Genomic DNA, 26462 nt, shown 5'->3' on the forward strand with positions numbered 1-26462 from the left:
GCCAGAGGGGCACTGGAGCTCCTGTGGCGTTCGGAGCGCGGCAGCGTGACGATCGAATTCGTGGTGATCGTCCCGCTGATGCTGCTCGTCCTGCTGGGCTTCACCGAACTCTATCTGTACATGCGCACGGTGAGCATCGTCGAGCACACGGCGTTCACGCTCGCCGATTCGATCGGCCAGATGCAGCAGGTCATCGACGACAACACGACCAGCAACTCGAACAACCTCGGCTCGATCTGGAACGCCGCAGCCGTGCTCGCGATGCCGAACACGCTGCAGGCCAAGGGCGGCGTGGTCGTGACCTCGGTGTGCGACCAGAGCACCGGCTGCACCACGCCGATCTTGCCGCCGAGCCAGACCTGGGGCGCGGGCACCGCCCAGATCGCATGGCAGCGCAAGGCGCCGTGGATCGCTTCGGGCATGACCTCGCTCGTCACGAAGACCAGTATCCTGCCGAAGACCTGGCCGTTTCGCAGCGGCGACTCGGCGGTCATCGTCGAAGTGTTCTATTCGTACACGCCGTTCTCGATGACCGCGCCGTTCTGGACCAACGCGCCCGGCAAGCAGACGATCTATCAGCGCGTCTACGTGCGCCAGCGCGACGGGCAGCCACTCCTGCTCAAGGCCGCCTCATGATGCGAAGTACCGACATGACACCCCGGCGCCGCTTCACGCCCAAGGGGCGCGGCGCCGCTGCGCTCGTGAAAGGCGATGAGGGCGCGGTCACGATGATCCTCGCGGTCTGCGCGAGCATGATGATCGGCGCGATGTGCACCGCGCTCGACACGATCCACTACGAGATGACGCAGGCGCGCATGCAGATGGCGCTCGACGTCGCGACGCTCTCGGCCGGCGCCGATCTCTCGCACTACGCGAGCACGTCGGGCAGCGATCTCGCCAACTGGCAGAAGGACGCCCGCGCGTACTACGACGCCAACATGCCGACGGGCTATCTCGACCTCGTGATGCCCGACAACAAGTTTTCTGCGACCGTGAGCGGCACGCCCGCCGCCGGCCAGACGATCAAGCTCTCGGCGTCGGGCTCGATGCCGCTGCTCGCGCCGGTATTCTTCGGCACCAACACGACAGGCAGCGGCTCGGGCTCCAGTTCGGGGTCGGGCAACACGCCGGATGTCTCGACCGTTACGGCCTCCAACGCGGCGCTGCGCCTGCCGAAGAGCACGCTCGAACTCGTGCTGGTGCTCGACAACACCGGCTCGATGGCGGACTACGCCAGCAGCGACAAGACGCAGGGCACGAAGATCGCCGGGCTGCGAACAGCGGCGGCCCGGCTCGTGTCGAGCATCCTCGGCCAGTCGGGCCACGATTCGTACATCGGGCTCGTGCCGTTCACGACGCTGGTGAACGTGAAAGGCGCGTTGCAGTCGAGCGGAAGCTGGATGACGCCGAAGTTCACCTACAACCCCAAGAACGTATCGATGGCGCCGGATTCGTCGATCACGCAGTCGGGGTGGGGCGGCTGTGCCGTCGAGCCGCGCGACGCGTCGGGCAACCTTTATCCGAGCGCTTACGCGCCGAAGAACGTCCCGGCCTTCACGCCGTTCTACTACAACGTGCCGAAGGCGGGCTTCACGGTCACGACCTACGACAACAGCACGAAGTGCAACGTGACCGCCACGACGTCGTTCATGGGCGGTCCGCTCAGCTACCAGACCAACGGCTCGCTGACCTACTGCGGCACGAAGAACGGCGCCACGGTCGCGAACCTGTGGGGCCAGCCGAAGACGGACAAGCCCACGATCACGACGATCTACCAGAACGGCAACACGAATTCGACCGGCACGATGAACGGACCTTGCGGGATTCAGCCCGCGAAGTTCCTCACGCAGGATTCGAGCGCGCTCACCACCGCGATCAACAAGATGCAGGCAAGCGGCTCGACGATCATTCCGACCGGGCTGCTCTGGGGCTGGCGGATGCTCTCGTCGGACTGGTCGGACAACCTGGCGGGCGCCGGCAACGGCTGGATATCCACCGACCCCAGCATGCCGCGGCCGGAAACCACGCAGGCATTGCAGCGCGTCGCGATCGTGCTGACCGATGGCCAGAACGATCCCGGCACCGCGAACGGCATCATGCCGATGCCCTCGTTCAACGGTCTCTCGGGCGTCGCGAACAACGTGCTGCAGGCGCCGACGCTCAAGCGGACCAACGGCACGTCGCTCGTCAACGGATCGATGTCGTCGGTGACGGACATCAACGCGTTCCAGCTCGGCGTCTGCACGGCGATGAAGAACGCCGGCATCGTGGTGTACGCGATCACCTTCGGCGCCGACGCGTCGAGCGGCGTCGCGCAGCAGGTGATGCAGAACTGCGCGTCGCCGGGGGACTACTTCCACGCGCCGACCAACGACGACCTGGACGCGATCTTCCAGCAGATCGCCGGCAACCTCGGCGTGCTTCGCCTGACGCAATGAAAGCAGTGCCCGCAATGCACGACGCGTGCATTGCGGGCACGTCGGTTGCTAAAAACTCTCTGCAAGTCCACTTGAACTCTTGAAGGAGAGTCGACATGCCGGAGAAGAAAACTGTCGAGCGCGCGTCTGCTGCGAAGCGCGCAGGAAAGTCGCCGAGCACCCAGGCCGGCGCGTTCGTAAAGGAACAGATCGACCACATCCGCGAAGGCAAGCACGGCGCGAAGTCCGCGAAGCAGGCGATCGCGATCGGCTTGTCCGAGGCGCGGCGCGCCGGTGTCAAGGCGAAGGCGCCCAAGAAGGGCACTACGTCCGAAGCCACGCGCAACAAGGCGTCCAAGGATTCGGCCGCTGGCCAGCACAAGACGAAGAAGAGCGCGAGCACCGAGTCGAAGAGCAAGCGCTCGGCCGTTTCGACCCGCGTACTGAAGCGCGAAAGCACGAAGGCCGCGTCGCATACGGCGCTGTCACGGCAGTCGCACGCGAGCGCGAGCCGCCGTTCCGCCGCTGACCGCTCGGCCGCCGCGAAGAAGGGTTGGGCGACGCGCCGCAAGGCCGCCGCTGCGCGTCACGCGGCGCGTTGAGTCGTCCTGGCTTTCAACGACGGCTTCGCACGGAATCGGGCAGCATCCGCGCGAAGGAGACGGCCATCGTCGCGAGTTCCTGCGCGGCGGGCGTGAGCGGCACGCCCGCGCGGCGCACGAGGCACACCGGCGTGAGCGCCGCGTGCTCCGCGATCCGCACGATGACGAGCGAGTCGCGGAAGAACGCGTGATCCGCGAGCCGCGCCGGTTCGAGCGCCAGATAGTCCGAGTGCGCGACGCAATGCAGCGTATCGAAGACTGCCTCGGTCGTGGCGGCGATGTGCGGCGGCGCGAGCCCGGCCGCATCGAAGAGCATCGAGAGGCGGTTCGTCGCCGATACGGCCCGGCGCGGCCGGGTGCTGACCCATTCACACTCCCGCAGTTCGGCGAGCGTGTGCGCCTTTGCGAGCGGGTGATCGCGCCGGGCGATCACCGATACTTCCGAATCGAACAGGCGCGTCGTCTCCAGGTCGTGGACGTCGGCTTGGTGCGAGACCAGCGCAAGCGCGAAGTCCAGGCTCCCGTCCCGAACCCATGAAGTGAGCACGCGCGAAGTAGCGCTCGTCAGATGCACCTCGATGCGCGGACAGCGCTCGCGAAAGCTCGCGAGCAGCGCGGGGAAGAGGCGCATCGTGGCTTCTGCGGCGAGCCCGAGCGCGACGTGTCCCGTCGATTCGCCGCGCAGTTGACGCATTTCCTCTTCGGTGCGAATGCATTCGCCGAGGATCACGTCGGCGCGCAGCCGGAGGCGTTCGCCGACCGACGTGAGCCGCGCGCCGCGATGCCCGCGCTCGAACAGCGGTCCGCCGACGCTCGCTTCGAGCTTGCGCAGCTGTTGCGTCACGCCGCTTTGCGCGACGTTCAGATGGCGCGCGGCCGCACGCAGGCTGCCGCTTTCGGCAACCGCGATAAACATGCGCAACTGGGTGAGAGTCAGTTCCACGGGGTTGTCCAGTGATCTCAAACAGTGATCATGATAAGCAAATCGCGCCTTATTTGTAGCGCTTTGCGCCCGTACCATCGGCAGACGTTTTCTCGAAAAGAACCTTCCCGCCTGCCCATGAAAAGACTCGCTTCGCTTCTCAGGATCGCCGCGGTGCTGGCCGCGTCGCCTGCCATTGCCCGCGATGCCAGCGCACTGCGCCTCGGCATCGACCCGGGTTATCCGCGGATGGACGTGAAGACGCCCGACGGCCACGTCGCCGGCTTCGACGTCGATCTCGGCGACGAGATCTGCCGCCGCATCGCGATGCATTGCGAATGGGTCGAACTCGAATTCTCCGGGATGATCCCGGCGCTGCAGGCGCGCAAGATCGACGGGATCATGTCGTCGATGGCGATCACCGACAAGCGCATGAAGCAGATCGCGTTCTCCACCAAGCTGTTCCAGTTCAAATCGCGGCTGATCGCGAAGAACGGCGCGCCGCTCACCGCGAGCGCGCAAGGCCTGCGCGGCAAGCGCATCGGCGTGCAGAGCGGCAGTCAGTTCGAAACCTATGCGCTCAAGAACTGGCAGCCGGGCGGCGTCGAAGTGGTCGCGTATCAGAGCCAGGAAGGCGTGTTCAACGATCTCGTGGCAGGTCGCATCGATGCCGCGCTGCTCGGCTCGGTGGAAGCGGAGCACGGTTTCCTGAAGACGCCGCGCGGTACGGGCTTCGCCTTCGTCGGCGAGCCGCTCTCGATGGGCGATCACGGCGTCGGCATGGGTCTGCGGCAGGACGACACGGCGCTCAAGGCGAAGGTCGATCGCGCGGTCGCGGACATGCGTGCCGACGGCACCTATCAGAAGATCGCCCGCAAGTATTTCGACTTCGACGTGTACGGCGACTGAACGCCTCGACTCAAGGAACACCGGATGCAAACCCAACTCACGCCGCTCGTCTCGACGACGCTCGGCACGAACCGCGAACTCGTCAGCTTTCACTTCGGCACGCCGGGTGCGGGCGAAAAGGTGTATGTGCAGGCGTCGCTCCATGCCGACGAAACGCCCGCGATGCTCACCGCATGGCAACTGAAGCAGCGCCTGATGACGCTCGAAGCCGATGGGCGCGTGCGCGGCGAGGTCGTGCTCGTGCCGGTGGCGAATCCGGTCGGACTGTCGCAGCATGTGCTCGGCCAGTTTCTCGGACGCTTCGAAGCGAATAGCGGACACAACTTCAACCGCAGCTTTCCGATGCCGGCGGCCGAGGCGCTGATCGCGCGCGTCGGAACGGCATGGACCGGCGACGCGCAGAAGAACACGCGACTCCTGCGCCGCGCGGTGCGCGAGATGCTCGCCGAGAGCGTCGCCAGGAACGAGTTCGAATCGCTGCGGCTGACGCTTCTCACGCTCGCCGCCGATGCCGACATCGTCCTCGACCTGCACTGCTCGCTCGAAGCGACAATGCATCTCTATACGAGTCCGGCGAGTTGGCCCGCCGTCGAACCGCTCGCGCGCTATATCGGCGCGAACGGCGTTCTGCTCGCGACCGATTCGGGCGGACAGTCCTTCGACGAGATCCACACGTTGCTCTGGAACGAAGTGCGCACGCTGCTCGGCGAGACGCCGCTTGCGGCGCCGAACATCGCGGTGACGCTGGAACATCGCGGACAGCGTGACGTCTCGTACGAGGCGGCGCAACAGGATGCGGATGCGATCGTCGAGTTTCTGGTACGGCGCTGGGTGATCGAGGGAGAGGCGCGTGCGCTGCCGCCGTTGCTGCATCCGGCGGCGCCGCTTGCGGGCAGCGAGCAGTTCGTCGCGCCGGTGGCGGGCGTGGTGGTGTATCGGGCGAGCGTCGGGGCTTTCGTGAAGGCGGGCGATCCCGTGTTCGATATCGTCGATCCGTTGACGGATGCGGTCACGACGGTGACCACGAAGAACGACGGCGTGTTCTACATGCGTCGCGCGATCAGGTTCGCGTATGCCGGCGCGCCGATGGGGCGCGTGTCCGGCGAGCGGGCGTTCAGGACAGGGGTTCTGATCGGAGCGTGAGCGGCCGGTCTCGCCCGCAAACAGAAAATGCCGTTCAGCGCGAGGCCGAACGGCATTTTTCGTTGTAGCTCGAAATGCCTTACTTCACGCTCTCGAGCACCTTGCGAACCGTTCCGAAGAGATGATCGATCTGATCGTCCTCGATGATAAGCGGCGGCGAAAACGCGAGGATGTCGCCGGTATAGCGCACGAGCACGCCCGCCTCGAAGCACTTGACGAACACTTCATATGCGCGCGCGCCGGGCGCGCCCTCGCGCGATTCCAGTTCGACACCCGCGACGAGCCCGAGATTGCGCACGTCCTTCACGTACGGCGCGCTGCGCAGCGCATGCGCCGCCCATTCGAACTTCTCCGCCTTCGATGCCGCGCGCTCGAACAGCCGGTCGCGTGCGTAGAGATCGAGCGTCGCGACGGCCGCGGCAGTCGCGACCGGATGCGCGGAATACGTGTAGCCGTGGAACAGCTCGATCGCGTTCTGCGCGCCCGCGCCGACGACCGTGTCGTGCACGTTGCGATGCGCGGCGACGGCGCCCATCGGGATGGTCGCGTTGTTGATGGCCTTCGCCATCGTGATGAGGTCGGGCGTGACGCCGAAGTACTCGCTCGCCGTCGCTTTTCCCAGACGGCCGAACGCGGTGATGACCTCGTCGAAAATCAGCAGGATGCCGTGCTTCGTGCAGATCTCGCGCAGCTTCTGCAGGTAGCCCTGCGGCGGCACCAGCACGCCGGTCGAACCCGCGAGCGGCTCGACGATCACGGCGGCGATCGTCGAAGGATCGTGCAGCGTGACGATGCGCTCGAGTTCGTCGGCGAGATGCGCGCCCCAGGCGGGCTGGCCTTTCGAGAACGCGTTGTGTTCGAGGTCGTGCGTATGCGGCAGGTGATCGACGGACGGCAGCAGCGCGCCCGAGAACGTCTTGCGGTTCGGCGCGATACCGCCGACCGAAATCCCGCCGAAGCCCACGCCGTGATAGCCGCGCTCGCGGCCGATCAGGCGCGTGCGCTGGCCTTCGCCGCGCGCGCGGTGATAGGCGAGCGCGATCTTCAGCGCGGTATCGACGGATTCGGAACCAGAGTTCGTGAAGAAGATGCGGTCGAGCCCTTCGGGCATCAGGCCCGCGACCCGCGACGCCGCCTCGAACGCCAGCGGATGGCCCATCTGGAACGTCGGCGCGAAGTCGAGCGTGGCGAGCGCCTTTTGCGTCGCTTCGACGATTTCGTCGCGGCAGTGTCCCGCGTTCACGCACCAGAGGCCGGCGCAGCCATCGAGAATCTCGCGACCGTCGGTCGAACGGTAGTACATGCCCTTCGCGCTCTCCAGCAGGCGCGGCGCGGCCTTGAACTGGCGGTTGGCGGTGAAGGGCATCCAGAAGGACGAGAGGTCGTCGATGACGGGGCGGGCGTTCATGGTTTAGGTCTCCTCGGAGGAAAGAACGCTCACTCTAGTCCGCGACAATTTCCCGCGGCATAGACAGTCGAGCGACTGCGCTGTTAACTGTGCTGGCAAAATGCTGCAAACTGTATTGGCAAGTCGCATTTGACGACGCTATTCTCGACTTCATGATCGAACTTACGCTGGAACGCGACCGCGCGCAGGCGCCGACGCTGGTCGAACAGATCGTGCAGGCGTTCGCCGCCGCCATCGAGGGAGAAACGCTGCGCCCGGGCGCGCTGCTGCCGTCCGTGCGCCGGTTCGCAGAGGCGCAGGAACTCAGCACGTTCACGGTCACCGAGGCCTACGGGCGGCTGGTGTCGATGGGGCTCGTCGTCGCGCGTCGCGGCTCGGGGTATCGCGTGGCAGCGCGCTTGCAGGCGGAGCGCACACGGGCCGTCGAATGGCAGCCGCCGAGCCTGAACGCGACGTGGCTGCTGTCAGACGTCTTCGCCGATCATTCGGTGCCGATCAAGGCCGGCTGCGGGTGGCTGCCGAACGAGTGGATCAACGAAAGCGGGCTGCATCACGCGCTGCGCGCCGTGAGCCGCGTGCCGGCCGCGCGCATGGCCGACTACGGGCATCCCTATGGCTTCGCGCCGTTGCGCGAGCGGATCGCCGAGCATCTCGACCGGCACGGCCTGCCGGTCGACGCCGCATCGAACGTGCTGCTGACGGCGGGCGCGACGCAGGCACTCGATCTCATCGTGCGCACGCTGCTGCGCCCGGGCGATGCGGTCGTCGTCGAAGATCCGGGCTACTGCAATCTGCTGCAGATTCTTCAGCTTGCCGGGCTCACCGTGCTCGGCGTGCCGCGCACGGCGGCGGGCATCGATACGGACGTGTTCGAGCGGCTCGTCGTCGAGCATCGGCCGAAAGCGGTTTTTCTCAACACGACATTGCAGAACCCGACGGGCGCGACCTTCGGCATGGCATCGGCGTTCCGGTTGTTGCAGATCGCCGAACGGCACGGCCTGTGGGTCGTCGAGGACGATGTGAACCGCGAACTCGCGCCGCCCGGTGCGCCGCTGCTCGCGGCGATGGAGGGGCTCAAGCGCGTGGTCTACGTCGGCGGCTTCGCGAAGACGATCACGCCTGCGCTGCGTTGTGGCTATGTCGTCGCCGAACGCGACGTGCTGCGCGAACTCGCGCGCACGAAGATGGCGGTGGGACTGACGTCGTCGGCGACGACCGAGCGCATCGTCGAGAAGGTGCTGACCGAGGGGCGCTATGCGCGGCACGTAGAGTTCGTCGGCGAAAAGCTGAAGGAAGCGCATGTGCTCGTCGAGGAGCGGATGGATTCGCTCGGGCTCGAACTGTTTCACCGGCCGCGCGCGGGGCTTTTCGTGTGGGCGCGGCTCGCGATCGAACCGCAGCAGGCGGCTGAAGTCGCGACGCGTGCGCTCGCGGACGGCATCTGGCTCGCGCCGGGTTCGTATTTTCGCCCCGGCGATGCCGCGAGCGCGTGGTTCCGGTTCAACGTGCCGTATTCGGGCGACGATGCGCTGTGGGCGTTTTTAAGGAAGTGGGTTTGAGAATGGAGTGGAAAGGCATGAATGCAGCAGTATTGGTAATCGATGTGCAACGCGCGCTGTTTGACGCAGCGCCGCGTCCGTTCGAGGCGGACGCCGTGGTCGACCGGATCAACGTCGTGACGCAGCGGGCGCGCGAATCGGGCGTGCCGGTGATTTTCATCCAGCACGAGGCGCCGGACAGCGCGCTCGCGTTCGGAGCGACGACGTGAGAGCTGGAAGCCCGGCTGGATGCGCGACCGGACGATCTTCGCGTTCGCAAGCCGACGCCTGATTCGTTCCTGCGCACGGATCTGAACGACGTGCTCGCGTCGCTCGATGCGCGCGCGCTGTTCATATGCGGCTACGCATCCGAATTCTGCGTCGATACGACGACGCGGTCGGCGGCGGCAAAAGGCTTCGCGGTAACGCTCGTCGCCGACGCGCACACGACGCTCGACAAAGCGCATGCGACTGGCGCGCAGATCCGCGCGCACGAAAACGCGACGCTCGGCAATATCCGCAGCTTCGGCCTGCCGATCCGCGCGATCGACGCAGCCGAAATCCGCTTCCGATAAGCAGGGAGCACAAGAAAAAAGCGCGAGTCCCCTCGCGCTTTTTTTCAACCCGATGGCAGCGCTTACCGCAGGCCGCCAATGTTCACATCGTCATCGCCTGAACACGCCGAGCAGCAACGTCGCGAGAAAAATCACGATGAAGATGAAGAACAGGATCTTCGCGATTTCCGTCGCCCCCGACGCAATGCCGCCAAAGCCGAAGAATGCCGCGATGATCGCGATGATGAAGAAGATGACTGCGTATCGAAGCATGAAGCCCTCCACAGGGTCGATTTGTCGGTTTGATTCGCGTGCTGGCTGACGTCGTCGCCGCATCGGTCTATCAGTTGTGCCGCGCGCGAACCGGCGGCACGCAAGCACCAAGCAACGTGTGTGCCCGACTGGCGCCCTGACGAGCGCGCGCCGCCCATCCCGAAGCATGCCGAAGAAAAACCCGCAAAAAAGCCGCACGGCCTCGCGGCTCATGCGGCTATTCGCAGTGCGGAGCGGCGCGCCCCGGGGCGCGCATTTATGCTCGGGCTAGCGGCCCGGCGTGCTATCGGAGTCGGATTCGTCGTCGAAATCGTCATCGTCGACGTTGTTCAGCGCATCCGGCAGGTTGTTCTCCAGTTCATCGCGTTCGATTTGATCGGCGAGATCCAGGGACTTCCGTGTTGCGGGACCGGACGGGCGATTGGCTCCAGACATGGCGTACTCCTTGAACAGATTTCAAAGCCGCGCCAGGACGGCGCGAATGAACGATGCAAGCAAGGGTTGTACACGCCGGCAGAAGGGCCGCATCCAGCGGCATCAACGGATGATTGGAACGACAGGGGAAAAATGCAGCCCCAAAGTTGCAAACGGGACTGCATATTTTGCTTGGCCGGCGCGCACAGTCCAGTATGCACCGGTCCGAGGCACCGATAAAGAGGCGTGTGACAGTTCGTCGTATGTATTGTTTTCGAAGCTGCTTCCGACGTCCCGGCCGTTACGCGCCGCGCGGTCAATCGAACGCGCGTTGCACGATCGGATAGAGCGAAAACACGAGAAGCGCCGCCATCGTGAGATTGAAGATGCGCAGCCAGCGCGGACGGCTGAGAAAACGGCGCATCGACATGCCGAATGCGGCCCACATCGTGATGCAGGGCAAACCGACCACGATGAACACGAGCGCCATCAGCGCGGCATTGAGCGAAAGGCTCGCGTGCAGGTGGATGGTCGTGGCGGCGGTGAGCACCATCATCCAGGCTTTCGGGTTGATCCACTGGAATGCGGCGGCTTCGTAAAAGCGCATCGGGCGGCGCTCGCCGTCGCGCATCTGCACCGACGACGACGTGCCGATCTTCCACGCCAGGTACAACAGATACGCGACGCTCAGGGTTTCGAGCACCGTGTAGAGCCACGCAAAGCGCGCAAAGGCTTCGGCGAGTCCGAGGCCGACCGCGACCATCAGGAACGCAACGCCCGCGCTGATCCCGAACAGATGCGGCACTGTGCGCTTTAGGCCGAAGTTCACACCCGAGGCGAGCAGCATGGTGTTGTTCGGACCGGGCGTGATCGACGTCACCAGCGCAAAGAGCACGGCAGCGGGGAGGGCGCTCATCAGTTCGGCTGGCATGGCGGTGATGCTCCTTGGCTCGGGGTCGCGAGTCGGTAATCGCTCTGGCGTCGAGTGTAGCAACGGTCATCTGTACAGTACCGGTACAAATGAGTGGGCGATTTCCGGTACGGATTCCTATGAGGCATCGGATATCAGGACGCCCATCGCCGACCGGGCGTCCGCCTCTTCGCTTGGACCAAAGTCCAATATCTCGCGGCGGCGCGCTGTCATAGGCTTGCAACAAGCGTCGAAGCGCGTTTGCGTACTGTGTTCGCCTGTGCGGGGAATATTCGCCATGACCGAAGCCAAGCCGTTCGTCGCAGTGGTGGACGATGACGAATCGGTGAGTCGCGCCATCAAGAGGTTGTTGCGCTCCATCGGGCTGGCGTCGGAAACGTACAAGGCGGGCGAGGACTTTCTCGATGCCTGCGATGCCACGCCGTTGCACCGGCCGGACTGCATCGTGCTCGACATCCAGATGCCGGGCATCGGCGGACTCGAGGTGCAGCAGCGACTCGCGGGCAGCGGCATCCCCGTCATCTTCATCACCGCGCACGACGAACCCGGCATCCGCGAACAGGCGCTTGCAGCGGGCGCAACTGCCTATATCACCAAACCTTTCAACGACGCGACGCTCATCGACGCAGTCCGCGCGGCCATCGGCGCGACGCCCTGACGCAGCGCGCGCAGGCGCGCCCGAGCTTGTTCTATTGGACCAAAGGCCAATTGTTTTAGGCATACACAGCAACCACTATTCGAACTGAATCGGGCGGCGTCCGGCGAGGGATTCGCTCTGCGCCGCAGCCCCGAGACGGCACGCGGGCGCATCGCCTGCGATCCTTCATGAGGTTCGAGTCATGCAACGAAAGTGGCACCTTGGTACCGGGCTGGTCGCGTGGATGCTTGCTTTCGCGGCGGCCGCGCAGCAGCCGATCATCTATCCCGCGAAGGGCCAGAGCTCGCAGAAGCAAAATTCCGATACCGCCGAGTGCCAGCTCTGGGCGAAGCAGAACACGGGCGTCGATCCGGCCGTGCTCGCGCAGCAGAGCGCCAACCAGCCGCCCCCGCCCGGGCCGCAGGGCGAACGCGTGCGGGGTGCAGCGGGCGGCGCGGCGGCGGGCGCGGCGATCGGCGCGATCGCGGGCGATGCCGGCAAGGGCGCGGCGGTCGGTGCGGTCACGGGGACTGTCGCCGGCGGTTCGCGCCAGCGGCGCGGCCAGCGCGAAGCCAGCGCGCAGCAGCAGTCGATGCAGCAGCAGACGTCGCAGCAGATGGCCACTTATAACCGCGCGGTTGCCGCGTGCATGTCGGGCCGCGGATACACGATCCAGTAAGAAGGCGGGGCCGCCGGACCCAATCCGGAAACCGGCACACACCCAAGCGGAGACCGACCCATGCCGACGACATCTCGACGAATCGCCCTGGCGGCCGCGTGGCTCGGCGGCAGCGTGTGCGTCACGGCCTGCGCCACTGCGTTCACTCCCGCCTCGGCCGCCGATTTCGACGGCTCGAAACCGCTTCTGTGCGCCGTCATCGAAACGCATGCGTGCGATCCCGGCGAGATCTGCCTGCGCGGCCTCTCCGGCGACCTCGGCCTGCCGCGCTTCATGCGCGTCGACTTCGAGCGCAAGACGATTGCAGGCCCGAAGCGCGCGACGCTGATCGGCGAGATCGACAAGAGTGGCAATCAGATCCTGATGCAGGGCACGGAACTCGGTTATGCCTGGACGATGGTCGTCGACAAAACCGATGGCTCGATGACGCTCTCGCTCGTCAATCGCGATGACGCGTTCGTCGTGTTCGGCAATTGCACGCCGCCCTGACAAGACACTGGTCAACGTCCCGGCTCCCGCAGGAGCCCTTCATGGTGAGTTCACCGCCGCGGATCATCACGATGGCAACGATTAAAACGATCGCTACAGTCGCAGTGACGGGTGCCGCGCTCGTCGCGGCGTGCTTCGTCAGCGGGTGCAAGAAGCCGCCCGCGACGCCCGAGCGCGCGCCCGCCGACGTGACCGTGCTCACGGTCAGCGCCCACGATACGCCCGTCACCTTCGAGTTCGTCGCGCAGACGCAAAGTTCGCGCGAAGTCGAAATCCGCGCGCGCGTGGAGGGGTTTCTCGACAAGCGGCTCTATGTCGAAGGCTCGCTCGTGCATGCCGGGCAGACGCTCTTCCAGATGGACCGGCGTCCGTTCGAAGCGGCGCTGCAGACCGCGAAGGGGCAGCTCGCGCAACAGCAGGCGCGCCTGACCGTGACGAAGGCGAACCTCGCGCGGGTGCGGCCTCTCGTCGAACAGAACGCGGTCAGCAAGAAGGATCTCGATGACGCCGTCGGCAACGAGAAGGAAGCCGAAGCCGCCGTGATCGCCGCGCAGGGCCAGGTTCAGACCGCGCAGCTCAACCTGAGCTACACCACGATCACCACGCCGCTCACGGGACTGTCCAGCTACGCGAGAAAGCAGGAAGGCAGCTACGTGACGCCGGGCGAATCGGGCCTGCTGACCTACGTCGCGCAACTCGATCCGATCTGGGTCAACTTCAGCCTGTCCGAAAACGAGGTCCTCCGGTATCGCGATCAGGAAACGAAGGGGCAACTGAAGTTCCCCGGCGATCGCGACTTCGAGGTGGAAGTGGTGCTCGCCGACGGCTCGGTCTTTCCGAAGCGCGGCCGCATCAACTTCCTTGATCCGTCTTACAGCAAGGAGACGGGCACGTTCCTCGTGCGCGCGGTGCTGCCGAACGCGCAGGGCATCCTGCGCCCCGGCCAGTTCGTGCGCGCGCGGGTGTACGGCGCGACGCGACCCAACGCGATCCTTGTGCCGCAGCGCGCCGTGCTGCAGGGCGCGCGCAGTCACTACGTCTGGCTCGTCGACAAGGACGGCAAGGCGGCGAAGGAGCAGGTGGTCGAAGTCGGCGACTGGTACGGCGACAACTGGTTCGTGACCGCGGGCCTGCGCGCCGGCGACCGCGTGGTGGTCGACGGCGCGATCCGCGTGGCTCAGGGCCTGCCGATCAAGGTGACGGGCGATGCGGCGCTCGCCCCGCCGGCAAGCGATGCGATCGCGCGACCGTCCGGCGCCACCGGCACCGGCACCGGCACCGGCAGCGCCGCCGGCGCGAGCGCCGGCTCCGGCACGGCGGCCAAGTAACCGCTCATGCAACCGCTCCCGCGCCCATGAACATCTCCCACTTCTGCATAGACCGCCCGATCTTCGCATCGGTGATCTCGATCGTGATCACGCTTGGGGGCGCGGTCGCGATGCTGGGCCTCCCGATCGCGCAGTACCCTGACGTCACGCCGCCGCAGATCACCGTGTCGGCCACCTATCCTGGCGCGAGCGGGGATGTCGTCGCGAACAACGTCGCCGCGCCGATCGAGCAGCAGGTGAACGGCGCGGACAACATGATCTACATGAACTCGTCGAGTTCGTCGACGGGCAACATGACGCTCAACGTGTTCTTCGAGATCGGCACGAATCCGTCGCTCGCGCAGGTCGACGTGCAGAACCGCGTGAACCTCGCCTTGCCGCAACTGCCTTCGTCGGTGCAGGCGCAGGGCATCCAGGTGCAGAAGAAGTCGTCGGCGTTCATGATGGTCATCGCCATCTATTCGCCCGACAACCGCTACGACTCCACCTATATCGCGAACTACACCAACCTGTACGTGCTCGATGCGCTGAAGCGCATTCCGGGCGCGAACCAGTCGAGTATCTTCGGCACGCCCGATTACGCGATGCGCATCTGGATCAAGCCCGACCGAATGGCGCAACTGGGCATCACCGCCACCGACGTGCAGAAGGCCGTCGCGAACCAGAACCAGCAGTTCGCCGTCGGCCGCATCGGGCAGTCGCCGACGGGCACCGCCGTCGAGCAGTCGTTCGCGGTCACGACCACCGGGCGACTGACCGATCCCGCCGAGTTCGAGAACATCATCATCCGCGCGCAGAGCGGGGGCGCGGCGATCGTGCGTCTGAAGGACATCGGGCGCGCGGAACTCGGGCAGAAGGACTACTCGATCCGCAGCCGCTATCAGGGCAAGCCGGCGACCGTGCTCGCGGTGTACCAGCAGCCGGGCGCTAACGCGCTCGACGTCTCGAAGCAGGTCCGCGCGACGCTCGCCGAGATGAAGAAGTCGTTTCCCGAAGGCATCGACTACAGCATCGCGATGGATACGACCGAGTTCACGCGCGCGTCGATCTCGGACGTGGTCCATACCTTCTTCGAGGCGCTGGTGCTGGTCGTGATCGTCGTGTATCTGTTCCTGCAGAGCTTGCGCGCGACGCTGATCCCGGTGCTGGCGGTGCCGGTGTCGATTGTCGGCACGTTCATCGGCATGGCGGCGCTCGGTTTCTCGATCAACATGCTTACGTTGTTCGGCATGGTGCTCGCGATCGGCATCGTGGTGGACGATGCGATCGTCGTGATCGAGAACGTCGAGCGCAACATGAACGTGCACAAGCTCAACCCGAAGGATGCGGCCAAACGTGCGATGGACGAGGTCGCGGGGCCGGTCGTCGCGATCGTGCTCGTGCTGTGCGCGGTGTTCGTGCCGGTGGCGTTTCTGAGCGGCATCACCGGGCAGTTGTACAAGCAGTTCGCCATCACGATCGCGATCTCGGTGGTGATCTCGGGCGTCGTCGCGCTCACGCTCTCGCCCGCGCTCGCGGCGGTGCTGCTCAAGCCGGGGCATCACACGAAGCCCAGATTCTTCCAGTGGTTCGACCGATCGTTCGAAAAGATGACGCGCGGCTATGCGACGTGGGTCGCGGCGTTGATCCGGCGCTCGCTGATCGCGCTGCTCTTCTTCGGCGGGATGATTGTGCTGACCGTCATGATGATGCGTTCCATACCGACGGGCTTTCTGCCGCCCGAGGACCAGGGCTATCTGCTTGGCGCGGTCATCATGCCCGACGCCGCGAGCCTCGATCGCACGGGCGACGTCTCGCAGCACGTGACCGACTACTTCATGAAGCAGGAGGCGGTGAGCAACATCACCGTGGTCGACGGCTTCAGCCTGCTCGACAGCCAGAACAAGAACAACGCGGGGACGTTCTTCGTAGGCTTCAAGAGTTTCGACGAACGCTACACGTCCGCGAACATCCGGACACAGAACGCGCGCGCGGTGCTGGTGGATGCCTACAAGACGCTTTCGAAGGTGCGCGAGGGCATCATCGTGCCGGTGAATCCGCCGGCGATTCCGGGGCTCGGCACGACGGGCGGCATGGAGATGTGGATCCAGAGCAAGGGCGACGCGACCATTCCGCAGCTTGCCGGCGTGGTCAACGACTTCCTCGCGAAGGCGAAAGAGCGCCCCGAACTGGCCGGTGTCACATCGACTTTCAACGCGGCCGCGCAGCAGTTGCTCGTGGAAGTGGACCGCGACAAGGCCGAGACGCTCGGCGTGCCGATCGAGGAAGTCTATAGCGCGATGCAGACGATGTTCGGCTCGCTCTACGTGTCGCAGTTCAACAAGTCGAGCCGGCTGTGGCAGGTGATCGTGCAGGCCGAGCCTTCGTATCGCCTGAATCCCGACGACCTGAACCGCATCTTCGTGCGCAACCGCAATGGCGAAATGGTGCCGCTCAAGTCGGTCGTCACGACCAAGTACGTGACCGGCCCCGATCTCATCACGCGCTTCAACAACTTCCCGGCGGTGAAGATCACGGCGAATCCCTCACCCGGCTCCAGTACGGGCCAGGCGATCGCCGCGCTGGAGGAAATCGGCGCGAGCGTGATTCCACCGGATTTCGGCATCGCGTGGAGCGGCGAGGCGTTCGAGGAGCAGAAGGCGGGCAGCACCTCGACGCTCGTGTTCGCGTTCGGCCTCGTGATGGTGTTCCTGATCCTCGCGGCGCAGTACGAGAAGTGGTCACTGCCGGTGGGCGTGCTGATGGCGGTGCCGTTCGCGATCTTCGGCGCACTGCTCGCGATCCTGATGCGCGGGCTCGACAACAACGTGTACTTCCAGATCGGCCTGACGATGCTCGTCGCGCTGGCCGCGAAGAACGCGATCCTGATCTTCGAGTTCGCGGTGCTGAACCGCGAGGGCGGCGCGTCGATCTACGACTCCACGATGACGGCCGCCACCGAACGCCTGCGCCCGATCATCATGACGTCGCTCGCGTTCATCCTCGGCTGCGTGCCGCTCGCGATCGCGACGGGCGCCTCGGCGAACAGCCGCCATTCGATCGGCACCGGCGTGATCGGCGGGATGCTGGCTGCGACGGCGATCGCCGCGTTCTATATCCCGATGTTCTACTACCTGATCGAAACGGGTTCGGCGAAGTTCGGGGGCTCGAAGAAGAAGCCGGGCGAAGTTCCCGCAACCCAGCCCACCGCATCTGCGGACGACTGACATGCGCACGCTCGCCCGAACCGTCCTCATGATCGCGCCGCTCGCGCTCGGCGGCTGCCTCCTCGGGCCGAACTACGAGAAGCCGGCCATCGAAACCCCGCCTTCGTATCGCTTCGCGAGCACCGAGGCGACGCAGATCGTCGATACGCTCTGGTGGGAGCAATTCAACGATCCGGCGCTGAACGACCTGATCGCCGTGGCGCTCGCCGAGAACAAGGATGTGAAGATCGCGGCGGCGCGCGTCGAGCAGTTCCTCGGGCAGTTCCAGACGACGCGCTCGCAGTTGTTCCCGCAGGTGGCGGCGGGCTTCGACGCCGGGCGCCAGCGCCTGCCGTTCGGCACGGTCGTGCCGCAGGGCACCGGCCTCGTGGCGAACAATTTCGACGCGACGCTCTCCGCTTCGTGGGAAATCGACCTGTTCGGCAAGCTGCGCCGGCAGACCGAATCCGCGCGCGCGAACCTGCTCGCGAGCGAGGAAGGGCGGCGCGCGACGATCCTCACGCTGGTGGCGTCGGTTGCATCGACGTATATCGGTCTCGTATCGCTCGACCGGCAACTCGACATCGCGAAGGCCACGACCGCGAGCCGCGCCGATTCGGTGCATGTGTTCACGCTGCGCTTCAATTACGGCGAAGTCTCGCAGATGGAACTCGCGCAGAGCCAGTCGGAATACGAGGCATCCCTCGCGACGATTCCGCAGCTCGAACAGCAGATCGCGCAGCAGGAGAACGCGCTCTCGGTGCTGCTCGGCCGCAATCCGCAGCCGATCATGCGCGACCGCGAACTTGACGATCTCTCGATTCCCGTCGTGCCGGTGGGCCTGCCGTCCGAACTGCTGACGCGTCGCCCGGACCTGCGGCAGGCCGAGCAGAACCTGATCGCGGCCAACGCGCTGATCGGCGCGGCGCGCGCGCTCTACTTCCCGTCGATCTCGCTCACGGGTCTCTTCGGCACCGCGAGCGCACAGTTCTCGTCGCTCTTCACGGGACCCGCGCGCGTCTGGTCCTACGCGGGCGCCGTCACGATGCCGATCTTCACGGCGGGCAACATCGCCGGTCAGGTGAAGCAGGCCGAGGCGCAGCAGCAGCAGGCCTTGCTCGAATACCAGAAGGCGATCCAGGTCGCGTTCCAGGAAGTCGAGGACGCGCTCGTCACGCTGCAGAAGTCGCGCGATGCGCTCATTGTGCAGGGACGCCAGGTCGATGCGCTGCGCACCTATTCGCGGCTCGCGCGGTTGCGCTACGAAGGCGGCTATACGAGCTACATCGAAGTGCTCGATGCCGAGCGCAGCCTCTTCAATGCGCAACTGACTTACACGCAGACGCAGGGCACGGTCTTCACGTCGATGGTCAACCTGTACAAGGCGATGGGCGGCGGCTGGGTGACCGACGCCGAGCGCATGAGCGCAACCATGTACGGCGCGAACGGCGGGCCGGTCCCGACCACCCAGGAGCCGCCGCCGTGAACCGCGCACCGCTCATCGCGTGCCACGAATGCGACCTGCTGCAGCGCGAGACCGTGCTGCCGGGTGCCGGCATCGCGCGGTGTACGCGGTGCGGCGCCGAACTCTATCGCAATCATCCCGACAGCCTGAACCGCTCGCTTGCCTTCACACTCGGCGCGCTCGTGCTGTTCGCGATCGCGAATGCGTATCCGATCGTCGGGCTCAAGGTGAGCGGCAATCTCGTGGAGACGTCGCTCGCCGGCTCGGTGGACGTGCTCTATCACGATGGCATGTGGCCCATCGCCGGGCTCGTGCTCGTGACGACGATCCTGATGCCGATGCTGCAGATGGCGAGCATGGCGTACCTGCTCGTGCCGCTGCGCTTCGGGCGCGTGCCGTACCGCGCCGACCTCGTGTTTCGCCTGCTGCATCTGGCCGCGCCCTGGGGCATGACCGAAGTGCTGATCCTCGGCGTGCTGGTCGCGCTCGTGAAGCTCGCGCATATCGCGGGCGTGGTGCCGGGCATCGCGCTGTGGGCGTTCGGCGCGCTGATGCTGGCGCTGGCTGCAAGCTCGGCCGCCTTCGATCCGCGCTCGTTCTGGGAACGCGTGAGCCGCGCCGAGCCGCAGACGTTCGCGTCGGCGCCGACAGCCGCGCGCGCGGGACTGTTCGCGTGCCACGATTGCGGGCTCCTGTCGAAGGCGGCGCCGCGCGCCCATGCGGGACGCTGCCCGCGCTGCGGCGCCGCGCTGCATTTTCGCAAGCCCGAAAGCATCGCGCGGACCTGGGCGTTCCTGATCGCCGCGATCACCCTCTATATCCCGGCCAACACCTTGCCGATGATGGACACCAGTTCGCTGTTCGGCGCGCAGCGCGACACGATCATGAGCGGCGTGGTGTATCTCTGGACGTCGGGCGCGTGGCCGCTCTCGGTGATCGTGTTCATCGCGAGCGTCGCGGTGCCCATGCTCAAGATCATGGCGCTCGTGTTTCTCGTGGTGACCGCGCAGCGGCGCTCGCGCGGGCTGCTCAGGCCGAGGACGATGATCTACCGGATCGTGGAGTTCGTCGGGCGCTGGTCGATGCTCGACATCTACGTGGTCACGCTGCTCGTCGCGCTCGTGCAGTTCAACGCGCTCGCGACGATCAAGGCGGGACCGGCCGCCATCGCGTTCGGCGCGGTGGTCGTGCTGACGATGTTCGCCGCGATGTCGTTCGATCCGCGCCTCATCTGGGACGCAAACGAGGCCGATCATGGCTAGGCCGCCAGGACCTCCCGACGAGCCGGGCTTTCCGGAAGCCGTCGCTGCGCCCCGGTCGCGCTGGCGGGTGCAGCTCGTGTGGCTCGTGCCGCTGATCGCGGTGCTGGTCGGCGGCTGGCTCGCGGTGCAGGCGATCCTCGAAAAGGGCCCGACGATCAAGATCAGCTTCTCGACCGGCGAAGGCCTCGAAGCGGGCAAGACCAAGATCAAGTTCAAGAACGTCGACATCGGCGTGGTGCAGAGCGTCGTGCTCTCGCCGGATCACAAGCAGGTGATCGCGACCGCGGAACTTTCGAAGCAGGCGACGAACATGCTCGTCGACGACACGCGCTTCTGGGTCGTGCGCCCGCGCATTTCGGGCGGGACCGTTTCGGGGATCGGCACGCTGCTGTCGGGTTCGTTCATCGGAATGGACATCGGCACGAAGGCAAAGCCGCGGCGCGATTTCGTCGGACTGGAGATACCGCCCGTGTTCGCGAGCGGCGTGCCCGGGCGCGAGTTCGTGCTGAAGAGCGAGGACCTGGGCTCGCTCGACGTCGGCTCGCCCATCTATTTCCGGCGGCTGCAGGTCGGGCAGGTGACCTCGTTCGAACTCAATCCGGACGGCTCGGGCGTGACGATGCGCGTCTTCATCAACGCGCCCTACGACAAGTACGTGAAGGAAGACACGCGCTTCTGGCAGGCGAGCGGCCTGGACGTCGTGCTCGATACGACCGGCGTGAAGATCAACACCGAATCGCTCGTGTCGATCCTGGTCGGCGGCCTGGCGTTCCAGAGTCCGCCCGATTCGAAGAACATCGCCGAAGCGTCCGAGCATGCGCAATTCCAGCTCTTCCCCACTCGCACCGAGGCGATGCAACGTCACGAGACCATCGTCGACACCTATGTGTTCGCTTTCAAGGAGTCGGTGCGCGGGCTGACGGTGGGTGCGCCGGTCGATTTCCGCGGGATCGTCGTGGGCGAGGTCGCGGCGATCAATACGCGCTACGACCCGGTGACGCGCGAGTTCAGCATCCCGGTGCAGGTGCGCTTCTATCCCGAGCGCTTCACGTCGCGCTACGAGTCCGGCAAGCGGGCGGGACGGGTCGTGCAGAACCGGCGCGAAGTGGCGCAATGGCTCGTCGATCGCGGTCTGCGTGCGCAGTTGCGAACCGGCAGCCTGCTCACCGGACAGCTGTACGTCGCGCTCGATTTCTTCCCGACCGCGCCGAAGGCATCGATGAACTGGGACGTCGATCCGCCCGAGTTGCCGACCGTGCCGGGTCAGTTGCAGTCGCTGCAGCAGTCGGTGTCGAGTCTCGTTGCGAAGCTCAACAAGATTCCGTTCGAAGGAATCGGCAACGATCTGCGCGCGACGCTGCAGCAGGCGAACCGGCTCGTGACGACGCTCGATACCCAGGTGGCGCCGGAGGCGCGCGGCGCGCTCGTGCAGGCACGCGAGGCGCTCAACGCGACGAATCGCGTGATGCAGACGGACTCGCCGCTGCAGCAGAACGCCGCCGACGCGATGCGCGAACTGGCGCGCACCGCCGCTGCGTTCCGGACGCTCGCGGAGTACCTGGAGCGTCATCCCGAAGCGCTGCTTCGCGGCAAGCCGGAGGATTCGAAGTGATGCGCGTCTTCATTGTGATTTTGTCCGCGGCGCTGTCGATGTCGATTGCCGGCTGCGCGGGATCGCCGCAGGCCAAGTTTTATACGTTGAGTGCGGTCGGGCCGCTGCAGACTGCGACAGCTTCCGCTTCCCCGGTGCCGATCGCGATCGAATGGGTGACGGTGCCGGAGCTGGTGGACCGTCCCCAGATGGTGGTGCGGGTGGACGCGACGCGCGTCGAGATCGACGAATACGCGCGCTGGGCGGAGCCGCTCAAGAGCCAGATTCCGAGGGTGATCGCCGAGGATCTGATGCGGCTCGTGCCGGGGGCGAGGGTGTCGGTGTTTCCGCAGCGCCCGGACGACGGGGCGGGGTATCGCGTGTCGGTCGATGTGCAGAGCTTCGAGTCCGCGCCGGGGACAATGGCGGGCATCGCGGTGCTCTGGTCGGTGCGGCCGCCGAAGGGAACTACGGTTTCCGGGCGTACCGTCGTGCATGAGCCGGTTTCCGCCGGCGGCTATGACGCGCTCATCGATGCGCACAATCGCGGGATTGGTGCAGTCAGTGCCGATATTGCCCGGACTATTCAACAGGCACAACACTAATAGAGCTGCGCCCGGGCATGCGCCTTGCAAAAGCATTTCGGAACGATGGAAACCGAAATGCCCAAGCCAAGGACGCACCAGAATGAAACCGCCCCGCGGGAATCGAACCCGCCGCCATCCGTGACCGAGGCTCCGTTCTCCGTCCCCGGAGAGAACTGCGCCACCGTGCAGCACGCTGACCGCTTCAGCCTGCTCATCGACGGGTCCGATTATTTCCGCGTGCTCCGCGAGGCAATCAGCCGCGCCGAGCGGACCGTGTTCATCCTCGGCTGGGACATCGACAGCCGCATGAGACTCACGCCCGAAGGCGCCCCGGACGACCTTCCCGCCGCCCTCGGCGAATTCCTGCACGAAATCGCGGCCCGCCGCCGGCGCCTGCGCATCTACATCCTCGCGTGGGACTTCGCCATGCTCTACGCGTTCGAGCGCGAATGGCTGCCGGTCTACAAGATGGGCTGGCGCACCCACCGGCGCATCGCATTCCAGATGGACGGCAAGCATCCGCTCGGCGGCTCGCAGCATCAGAAAATCGTCGTCATCGACGATAGGCTCGCCTTCGTCGGCGGTCTCGATCTCACGCGCTCGCGCTGGGACTCGCCCGAGCACGCGCCGGACAATCCGCTGCGCCGCGATGCCAACGACGCGGCCTACGCGCCCTTTCACGACGTCCACACGATGTTCGACGGCGACGCGGCCCGCGAAATCGGCCTGCTCGCACGCGAGCGCTGGCAGCGCGCGTGCGGCCGGCGCTTCGCGATCCGGGCGCACCGGGCAACGCAGGAGAGCGATCCGTGGCCGCCGTCGCGCGCAGTCGACCTCACCGATGTTGATCTCGCCATCTCGCTTACGGAGCCCGCGTACGCCGGGCGCCCGGCCGTGCGACAGATCCGCGCGCAGTATCTCGACGCGATCGACCGCGCGAAACGCAGCATCTATATCGAGAACCAGTACTTCACCTCGGGCACGATCGGCGCGGCGCTCGGGCAGTCGCTGGCGAAGCCGGACGGCCCGGATCTCGCGATCGTCGTGCCGCGCGACCAGAGCGGCTGGCTGCAACAGGTCACGATGGGCGTGCTGCGCGCGCGGCTGCATCGGCTGCTCACGGCCGCAGACCAGCACGATCGCTATCGCATCATGGCGCCGAGCGTGCCGGGGCTCGGCGAGCATTTCGTCAACGTGCACAGCAAGCTGATGATCGTCGACGACGACCTGCTGCTCGTCGGCTCGGCGAACCTCAACAATCGCTCGATGGTGCTCGACACCGAATGCAACATCGCCATCGACGCGGCCGGCGATCCACGCATCCAGTCGGCGATCGCCCGCATGCGCGACACGCTGCTCGCCGAGCATCTCGGCTGCACCGTGGACGACGTCGCGCGCGAACGTGCAGCGCGCGACGGCATGAATGCGGCGATCGAAGCGCTGCAAAAGAACGCGGACGAGCATCGTACGCTCGCGCGGCTGAACCCGACGGTCTCGCCCGATCTTGATCAGCTGATCCCGCCAGAAGCGCTGATCGATCCCGAGGCGCCCGTCGCGCCGAACGAACTCGTCGGGCAGTTCGTGCCGGTCGACAAGGCGCGTCCGCTGATCGGCCGGTTCGCGCTGCTCGGCACGCTCGCGCTCCTGATCGTCGGGCTCGCGGGGCTATGGCACTGGACGCCGCTTGCCGATTACGTGAACCTCAAGTCGCTCACGCGTGCGACACGCCATATCGAATCGTTGCCGCTCGCGCCGCTCTGGATCGTGCTCTGCTATGTGAGCGCGGCCGTTGTCTCGGTGCCGGTGACGCTGCTCATCGCCGCGACCGGGCTCGTGTTCGGCGCGCTGTGGGGCGCGGTGTATGCGCTCGTCGGCACCATGGCGGCGGCGGCCGTCACGTATCTGCTCGGCAGCTGGCTCGGCCGCGACATGGTGCGGCGCGTCGCCGGCACGCGCGTGAACAAGCTCTCCGAACGGGTGGCGAAACGCGGCATCGTCGCGGTTGTCGTGCTGCGCCTCCTGCCGGTCGCGCCGTTTTCGATCGTCAATCTGGTCGCGGGCGCCTCGCACATCCGCCTGCGCGATTTCCTGCTCGGCACGCTGCTCGGTATGGGGCCCGGCATCCTGCTGACGGTCGCGTTCGCGCATCAGCTCGTGGCTTCGCTGCGCCATCCGACGGCCGGCTCGTTCGCGATTCTGATTGGCATCGGCGTGACGCTCGTGGGCGTCTCGTTGCTGTTGCAGCGCTTTCTCGGCCGTCCGAAGCCAGGCGAAGACGAAGCCGAGCGGGCGCGCGAGGAAGCTGCAGCGCATGATGAAGAGAAGGAGAAGGCAAGCAACGAAGCCGCGCGAGCCCAGGATTACCGCGAGACCACGACGCCGCCGCGCGACGATTCCACCGTGGTGGCGGGCGGCGGCGCGCATGGCGCGCAGAAGGGCAAGCGCACCGACGAGGTGAACCCATGACGCCGATGCGCGAGAGCGATCCTGCCGCATGCACGCCGACCGCATCCGCGGCGGCGCATCGCGAGCTGAAGATCGCCACGTACAACGTGCATGGCGCGGTCGGCATCGACGGCAGGTTCGCGCCGGAGCGCATCGGCGAAGTGCTCGCGGAGATCGATGCCGACATCTTCGCGCTGCAGGAAGTGCCGCTTGGCGGCAGCGGCGCGCCGAACGTGCTCGAAACATTGCAGCGCATGACAGGACTTACGGCGGTAGAAGGTCCGACGCTCGACACGCCCGCACGCCGTTACGGCAACGCGGTGCTGACGCGCTTTCCGGTGCGCGCGGTGCGCACGCTCGACCTTTCGTTCAGGAGCCGCGAGCCGCGCGGCGCGCTGGATGCCGACATCGACTGCGATGGCGAAGTATGGCGCGTGGTCGCGACGCATCTCGGGCTCGCGTCGAGCGAACGGCGCGCGCAGGTCGAGCAGGTGCTGCAGCGCTTCGACACGCCCGCGATGCCTGTGATCTTGCTCGGCGACCTCAATGAGTGGTTCGTGCACGGCCGCACGCTGCGACGGCTCGTCACGCATTTCTATCGCGTGGCCGCGCCGCGCACGTTTCCAACGCGCTATCCGCTCTTCGCGCTCGACCGTATCTGGGTGCATCCGGGCGAGCGTCTGATCGGTGTAGGGGTGCATCGAACGGCGCTTTCGCGCATCGCATCCGACCACTATCCGCTCATCGCGCACTTCACTTCGACGGCCTGAAGCGAAGCCCTTACGAGCATAAAGCGATGCCCGTATACGGCTTCGTGACTCCGGCGCTACAGAAAACCCCTTAAATTGCGGTACAAAATCGCAAAAGACTCGCACGAATGCTCGCGGCGTATGTAGAATCCGGCCTTGATACGCGTGCATTGACGCGCACGTATTCTCAAGACACTGACCATAACAGGTAGGAGAAACATGCCGACTTCCGCAAAGACCGCTGCCAAGAAAGCCGCACCGAAGGCCGCCACCAAGGCCGCCACCAAGGCCGCCGCCGCACCGGCGAAGAAAGTAGCAGCCAAGAAGGTTGCCGCGAAGCCCGTCGTCGCGGCCAAGAAGGCTGCAGCAAAGGCATCGGGTTCGCTGTCGCCGATCAAGGATACGTTCACGAAGGCATCGCTTGCAGTGCACCTCGCCGATCGCGCGACGGTCGACGTGAAAGCAGTGAAGGCCATCCTCGCTGCGCTCGAAGACACGATCCTCGGCTCGGTCCACAAGAAGGGCGCGGGCGAATTCACGCTGTCGGGCCTGTTGAAGATCTCGGCGCAGATCGTGCCGGCGAAGAAGAAGCGTTTCGGCAAGGACCCGTTCACGGGTCAGGAGCGCTGGTTCCCGGCCAAGCCGGCGAGCGTTCGCATCAAGGCTCGCCCGCTGAAGAAGCTGAAGGACGCAGCGGCCTGATTTCGCACCCTTCGGTTTGCGGTTTTGGAAAAAAGCCAGCTTCGGTTTCGGAGGTGGCTTTTTTTTTTGTTCGCTCGCGGGGGGCGCTGCGCTGCGTTGCGTTGCGTTGAACACCTTCGGTCTTGAGGCACTTCTATGGAACTTGTTTTGGTCTTGGTCTATTAGCTCTGCCCCTGTCCGGGGCGGGACTTACTTTCTTTGCTGCTGCAAAGAAAGTAAGCAAAGAAAGCAG

23 protein-coding genes and 1 pseudogene are annotated in these 26462 nt (G+C 65.7%); 19 read left to right on the forward strand and 5 right to left on the reverse strand.

The window, feature by feature from the left end; all coding sequences use genetic code 11:
• Positions 1-45 precede the first annotated feature (45 nt).
• The 3 genes from AWB81_RS12475 (at position 46) to AWB81_RS12485 (ending at position 3019) form a co-directional block, all read left to right on the forward strand.
• Positions 46-636 (forward strand): TadE/TadG family type IV pilus assembly protein, encoded by a 591-nt coding sequence (locus tag AWB81_RS12475; RefSeq protein WP_062635646.1) that lies wholly within the window; start codon positions 46-48, stop codon positions 634-636.
• A complete protein-coding gene (locus AWB81_RS12480) occupies positions 633-2438 on the forward strand; it encodes a VWA domain-containing protein (protein ID WP_235025778.1) in 1806 nt (601 codons plus the stop codon). The genes AWB81_RS12475 and AWB81_RS12480 overlap by 4 nt, the downstream gene beginning before the upstream one ends.
• A 95-nt stretch (positions 2439-2533) precedes the next feature.
• A complete protein-coding gene (locus tag AWB81_RS12485) occupies positions 2534-3019 on the forward strand; it encodes a DUF6496 domain-containing protein (RefSeq protein ID WP_062635649.1) in 486 nt (161 codons plus the stop codon).
• A 13-nt stretch (positions 3020-3032) separates the two neighbouring features.
• Here the strand turns inward: AWB81_RS12485 and AWB81_RS12490 are convergent, their stop codons facing one another.
• A complete protein-coding gene (locus AWB81_RS12490) occupies positions 3033-3962 on the reverse strand; it encodes a LysR family transcriptional regulator (RefSeq protein WP_062635651.1) in 930 nt (309 codons plus the stop codon).
• A gap of 117 nt (positions 3963-4079) precedes the next feature.
• Between AWB81_RS12490 and AWB81_RS12495 the strand changes: the two genes are divergently transcribed.
• Both AWB81_RS12495 and AWB81_RS12500 read left to right on the forward strand, forming a co-directional pair.
• Positions 4080-4850: a transporter substrate-binding domain-containing protein gene (locus AWB81_RS12495; protein WP_062635654.1), complete on the forward strand. Its 771-nt coding sequence runs from the start codon at positions 4080-4082 to the stop codon at positions 4848-4850.
• Positions 4851-4874: 24 nt separating this feature from the next.
• The gene (locus AWB81_RS12500; RefSeq protein WP_062635656.1) at positions 4875-5993 is read left to right on the forward strand and encodes a succinylglutamate desuccinylase/aspartoacylase family protein; all 1119 of its coding nucleotides are present in this window, start codon (positions 4875-4877) and stop codon (positions 5991-5993) included.
• Positions 5994-6072: 79 nt separating this feature from the next.
• Here the strand turns inward: AWB81_RS12500 and aptA are convergent, their stop codons facing one another.
• Positions 6073-7401: an omega-aminotransferase AptA gene (gene aptA / locus AWB81_RS12505; RefSeq protein ID WP_062635658.1), complete on the reverse strand. Its 1329-nt coding sequence runs from the start codon at positions 7399-7401 to the stop codon at positions 6073-6075.
• Positions 7402-7553: 152 nt separating this feature from the next.
• Here aptA and AWB81_RS12510 point away from each other — a divergent pair, with 152 nt between their 5' ends.
• Positions 7554-8960, forward strand: coding sequence for an aminotransferase-like domain-containing protein (locus AWB81_RS12510; protein ID WP_062635715.1), 1407 nt, complete (start codon positions 7554-7556; stop codon positions 8958-8960).
• Positions 8961-8977: 17 nt separating this feature from the next.
• Positions 8978-9514: pseudogene (locus tag AWB81_RS12515) on the forward strand (isochorismatase family protein).
• 90 nt (positions 9515-9604) lie between these two features.
• On the opposite strand, the gene AWB81_RS12520 reads toward AWB81_RS12515, so the two are convergent.
• From AWB81_RS12520 to AWB81_RS12525, 3 genes are all read right to left on the reverse strand, one after another.
• On the reverse strand, positions 9605-9766 hold the full coding sequence (locus tag AWB81_RS12520) for a DUF1328 family protein (RefSeq protein ID WP_031363615.1): 162 nt from the start codon (positions 9764-9766) through the stop codon (positions 9605-9607).
• Positions 9767-10033: 267 nt separating this feature from the next.
• The gene (locus AWB81_RS45680) at positions 10034-10201 is read right to left on the reverse strand and encodes a hypothetical protein (RefSeq protein ID WP_159462923.1); all 168 of its coding nucleotides are present in this window, start codon (positions 10199-10201) and stop codon (positions 10034-10036) included.
• Between the two features lie 295 nt (positions 10202-10496).
• Positions 10497-11111, reverse strand: a complete 615-nt coding sequence (locus AWB81_RS12525) for a LysE family translocator (protein ID WP_062635660.1) — start codon at positions 11109-11111, stop codon at positions 10497-10499.
• A gap of 277 nt (positions 11112-11388) precedes the next feature.
• Between AWB81_RS12525 and AWB81_RS12530 the strand changes: the two genes are divergently transcribed.
• From AWB81_RS12530 to AWB81_RS12585, 12 genes are all read left to right on the forward strand, one after another.
• Entirely contained in the window at positions 11389-11769 is a 381-nt protein-coding gene (locus AWB81_RS12530; RefSeq protein ID WP_062635662.1) for a response regulator transcription factor, read from the forward strand.
• A gap of 181 nt (positions 11770-11950) precedes the next feature.
• The gene (locus tag AWB81_RS12535) at positions 11951-12427 is read left to right on the forward strand and encodes a glycine zipper family protein (protein ID WP_062635664.1); all 477 of its coding nucleotides are present in this window, start codon (positions 11951-11953) and stop codon (positions 12425-12427) included.
• A 60-nt stretch (positions 12428-12487) separates the two neighbouring features.
• On the forward strand, positions 12488-12916 hold the full coding sequence (locus tag AWB81_RS12540) for a hypothetical protein (protein ID WP_235025779.1): 429 nt from the start codon (positions 12488-12490) through the stop codon (positions 12914-12916).
• A 41-nt stretch (positions 12917-12957) separates the two neighbouring features.
• The gene (locus AWB81_RS12545; RefSeq protein WP_200822492.1) at positions 12958-14244 is read left to right on the forward strand and encodes an efflux RND transporter periplasmic adaptor subunit; all 1287 of its coding nucleotides are present in this window, start codon (positions 12958-12960) and stop codon (positions 14242-14244) included.
• Positions 14245-14270: 26 nt separating this feature from the next.
• Positions 14271-17450 carry an efflux RND transporter permease subunit gene (locus tag AWB81_RS12550; protein WP_062635666.1) on the forward strand — a complete coding sequence of 1060 codons (3180 nt, stop codon included), beginning with the start codon at positions 14271-14273 and terminating at the stop codon, positions 17448-17450.
• A 1-nt stretch (position 17451) separates the two neighbouring features.
• Positions 17452-18915, forward strand: coding sequence for an efflux transporter outer membrane subunit (locus tag AWB81_RS12555; protein ID WP_062635668.1), 1464 nt, complete (start codon positions 17452-17454; stop codon positions 18913-18915).
• Positions 18912-20156 (forward strand): paraquat-inducible protein A, encoded by a 1245-nt coding sequence (locus AWB81_RS12560; RefSeq protein ID WP_062635670.1) that lies wholly within the window; start codon positions 18912-18914, stop codon positions 20154-20156. Before AWB81_RS12555 ends, AWB81_RS12560 begins: the two co-directional genes overlap by 4 nt.
• Entirely contained in the window at positions 20149-21768 is a 1620-nt protein-coding gene (locus AWB81_RS12565; RefSeq protein ID WP_062635672.1) for a PqiB family protein, read from the forward strand. The genes AWB81_RS12560 and AWB81_RS12565 overlap by 8 nt, the downstream gene beginning before the upstream one ends.
• Entirely contained in the window at positions 21768-22352 is a 585-nt protein-coding gene (locus AWB81_RS12570; RefSeq protein ID WP_062635674.1) for a PqiC family protein, read from the forward strand. The genes AWB81_RS12565 and AWB81_RS12570 overlap by 1 nt, the downstream gene beginning before the upstream one ends.
• Before the next feature lie 57 nt (positions 22353-22409).
• Entirely contained in the window at positions 22410-24800 is a 2391-nt protein-coding gene (locus tag AWB81_RS12575) for a VTT domain-containing protein (RefSeq protein WP_087134924.1), read from the forward strand.
• On the forward strand, positions 24797-25549 hold the full coding sequence (locus tag AWB81_RS12580) for an endonuclease/exonuclease/phosphatase family protein (protein ID WP_062635676.1): 753 nt from the start codon (positions 24797-24799) through the stop codon (positions 25547-25549). Before AWB81_RS12575 ends, AWB81_RS12580 begins: the two co-directional genes overlap by 4 nt.
• A 198-nt stretch (positions 25550-25747) precedes the next feature.
• Positions 25748-26230: an HU family DNA-binding protein gene (locus AWB81_RS12585; RefSeq protein WP_062635678.1), complete on the forward strand. Its 483-nt coding sequence runs from the start codon at positions 25748-25750 to the stop codon at positions 26228-26230.
• Positions 26231-26462: the final 232 nt, after the last annotated feature.

Origin of the sequence: Caballeronia arationis (assembly GCF_001544975.2) — a bacterium.
GTDB classification, from domain to species: Bacteria; Pseudomonadota; Gammaproteobacteria; order Burkholderiales; family Burkholderiaceae; genus Caballeronia; species Caballeronia arationis.

Bases quoted from the DNA above. Each gene is read 5' to 3' on its own strand.
- AWB81_RS12480 (WP_235025778.1), top strand. From the start codon at position 633: ATGATGCGAAGTACCGACATGACACCCCGGCGCCGCTTCACGCCCAAG.
- AWB81_RS12485 (WP_062635649.1), top strand. From the start codon at position 2,534: ATGCCGGAGAAGAAAACTGTCGAGCGCGCGTCTGCTGCGAAGCGCGCA.
- AWB81_RS12495 (WP_062635654.1), top strand. From the start codon at position 4,080: ATGAAAAGACTCGCTTCGCTTCTCAGGATCGCCGCGGTGCTGGCCGCG.
- AWB81_RS12500 (WP_062635656.1), top strand. From the start codon at position 4,875: ATGCAAACCCAACTCACGCCGCTCGTCTCGACGACGCTCGGCACGAAC.
- aptA (WP_062635658.1), bottom strand. From the start codon at position 7,401: ATGAACGCCCGCCCCGTCATCGACGACCTCTCGTCCTTCTGGATGCCC.
- AWB81_RS12510 (WP_062635715.1), top strand. From the start codon at position 7,554: ATGATCGAACTTACGCTGGAACGCGACCGCGCGCAGGCGCCGACGCTG.
- AWB81_RS12520 (WP_031363615.1), bottom strand. From the start codon at position 9,766: ATGCTTCGATACGCAGTCATCTTCTTCATCATCGCGATCATCGCGGCA.
- AWB81_RS45680 (WP_159462923.1), bottom strand. From the start codon at position 10,201: ATGTCTGGAGCCAATCGCCCGTCCGGTCCCGCAACACGGAAGTCCCTG.
- AWB81_RS12525 (WP_062635660.1), bottom strand. From the start codon at position 11,111: ATGCCAGCCGAACTGATGAGCGCCCTCCCCGCTGCCGTGCTCTTTGCG.
- AWB81_RS12530 (WP_062635662.1), top strand. From the start codon at position 11,389: ATGACCGAAGCCAAGCCGTTCGTCGCAGTGGTGGACGATGACGAATCG.
- AWB81_RS12535 (WP_062635664.1), top strand. From the start codon at position 11,951: ATGCAACGAAAGTGGCACCTTGGTACCGGGCTGGTCGCGTGGATGCTT.
- AWB81_RS12540 (WP_235025779.1), top strand. From the start codon at position 12,488: ATGCCGACGACATCTCGACGAATCGCCCTGGCGGCCGCGTGGCTCGGC.
- AWB81_RS12545 (WP_200822492.1), top strand. From the start codon at position 12,958: ATGGTGAGTTCACCGCCGCGGATCATCACGATGGCAACGATTAAAACG.
- AWB81_RS12550 (WP_062635666.1), top strand. From the start codon at position 14,271: ATGAACATCTCCCACTTCTGCATAGACCGCCCGATCTTCGCATCGGTG.
- AWB81_RS12555 (WP_062635668.1), top strand. From the start codon at position 17,452: ATGCGCACGCTCGCCCGAACCGTCCTCATGATCGCGCCGCTCGCGCTC.
- AWB81_RS12565 (WP_062635672.1), top strand. From the start codon at position 20,149: ATGGCTAGGCCGCCAGGACCTCCCGACGAGCCGGGCTTTCCGGAAGCC.
- AWB81_RS12570 (WP_062635674.1), top strand. From the start codon at position 21,768: ATGCGCGTCTTCATTGTGATTTTGTCCGCGGCGCTGTCGATGTCGATT.
- AWB81_RS12575 (WP_087134924.1), top strand. From the start codon at position 22,410: ATGCCCAAGCCAAGGACGCACCAGAATGAAACCGCCCCGCGGGAATCG.
- AWB81_RS12580 (WP_062635676.1), top strand. From the start codon at position 24,797: ATGACGCCGATGCGCGAGAGCGATCCTGCCGCATGCACGCCGACCGCA.
- AWB81_RS12585 (WP_062635678.1), top strand. From the start codon at position 25,748: ATGCCGACTTCCGCAAAGACCGCTGCCAAGAAAGCCGCACCGAAGGCC.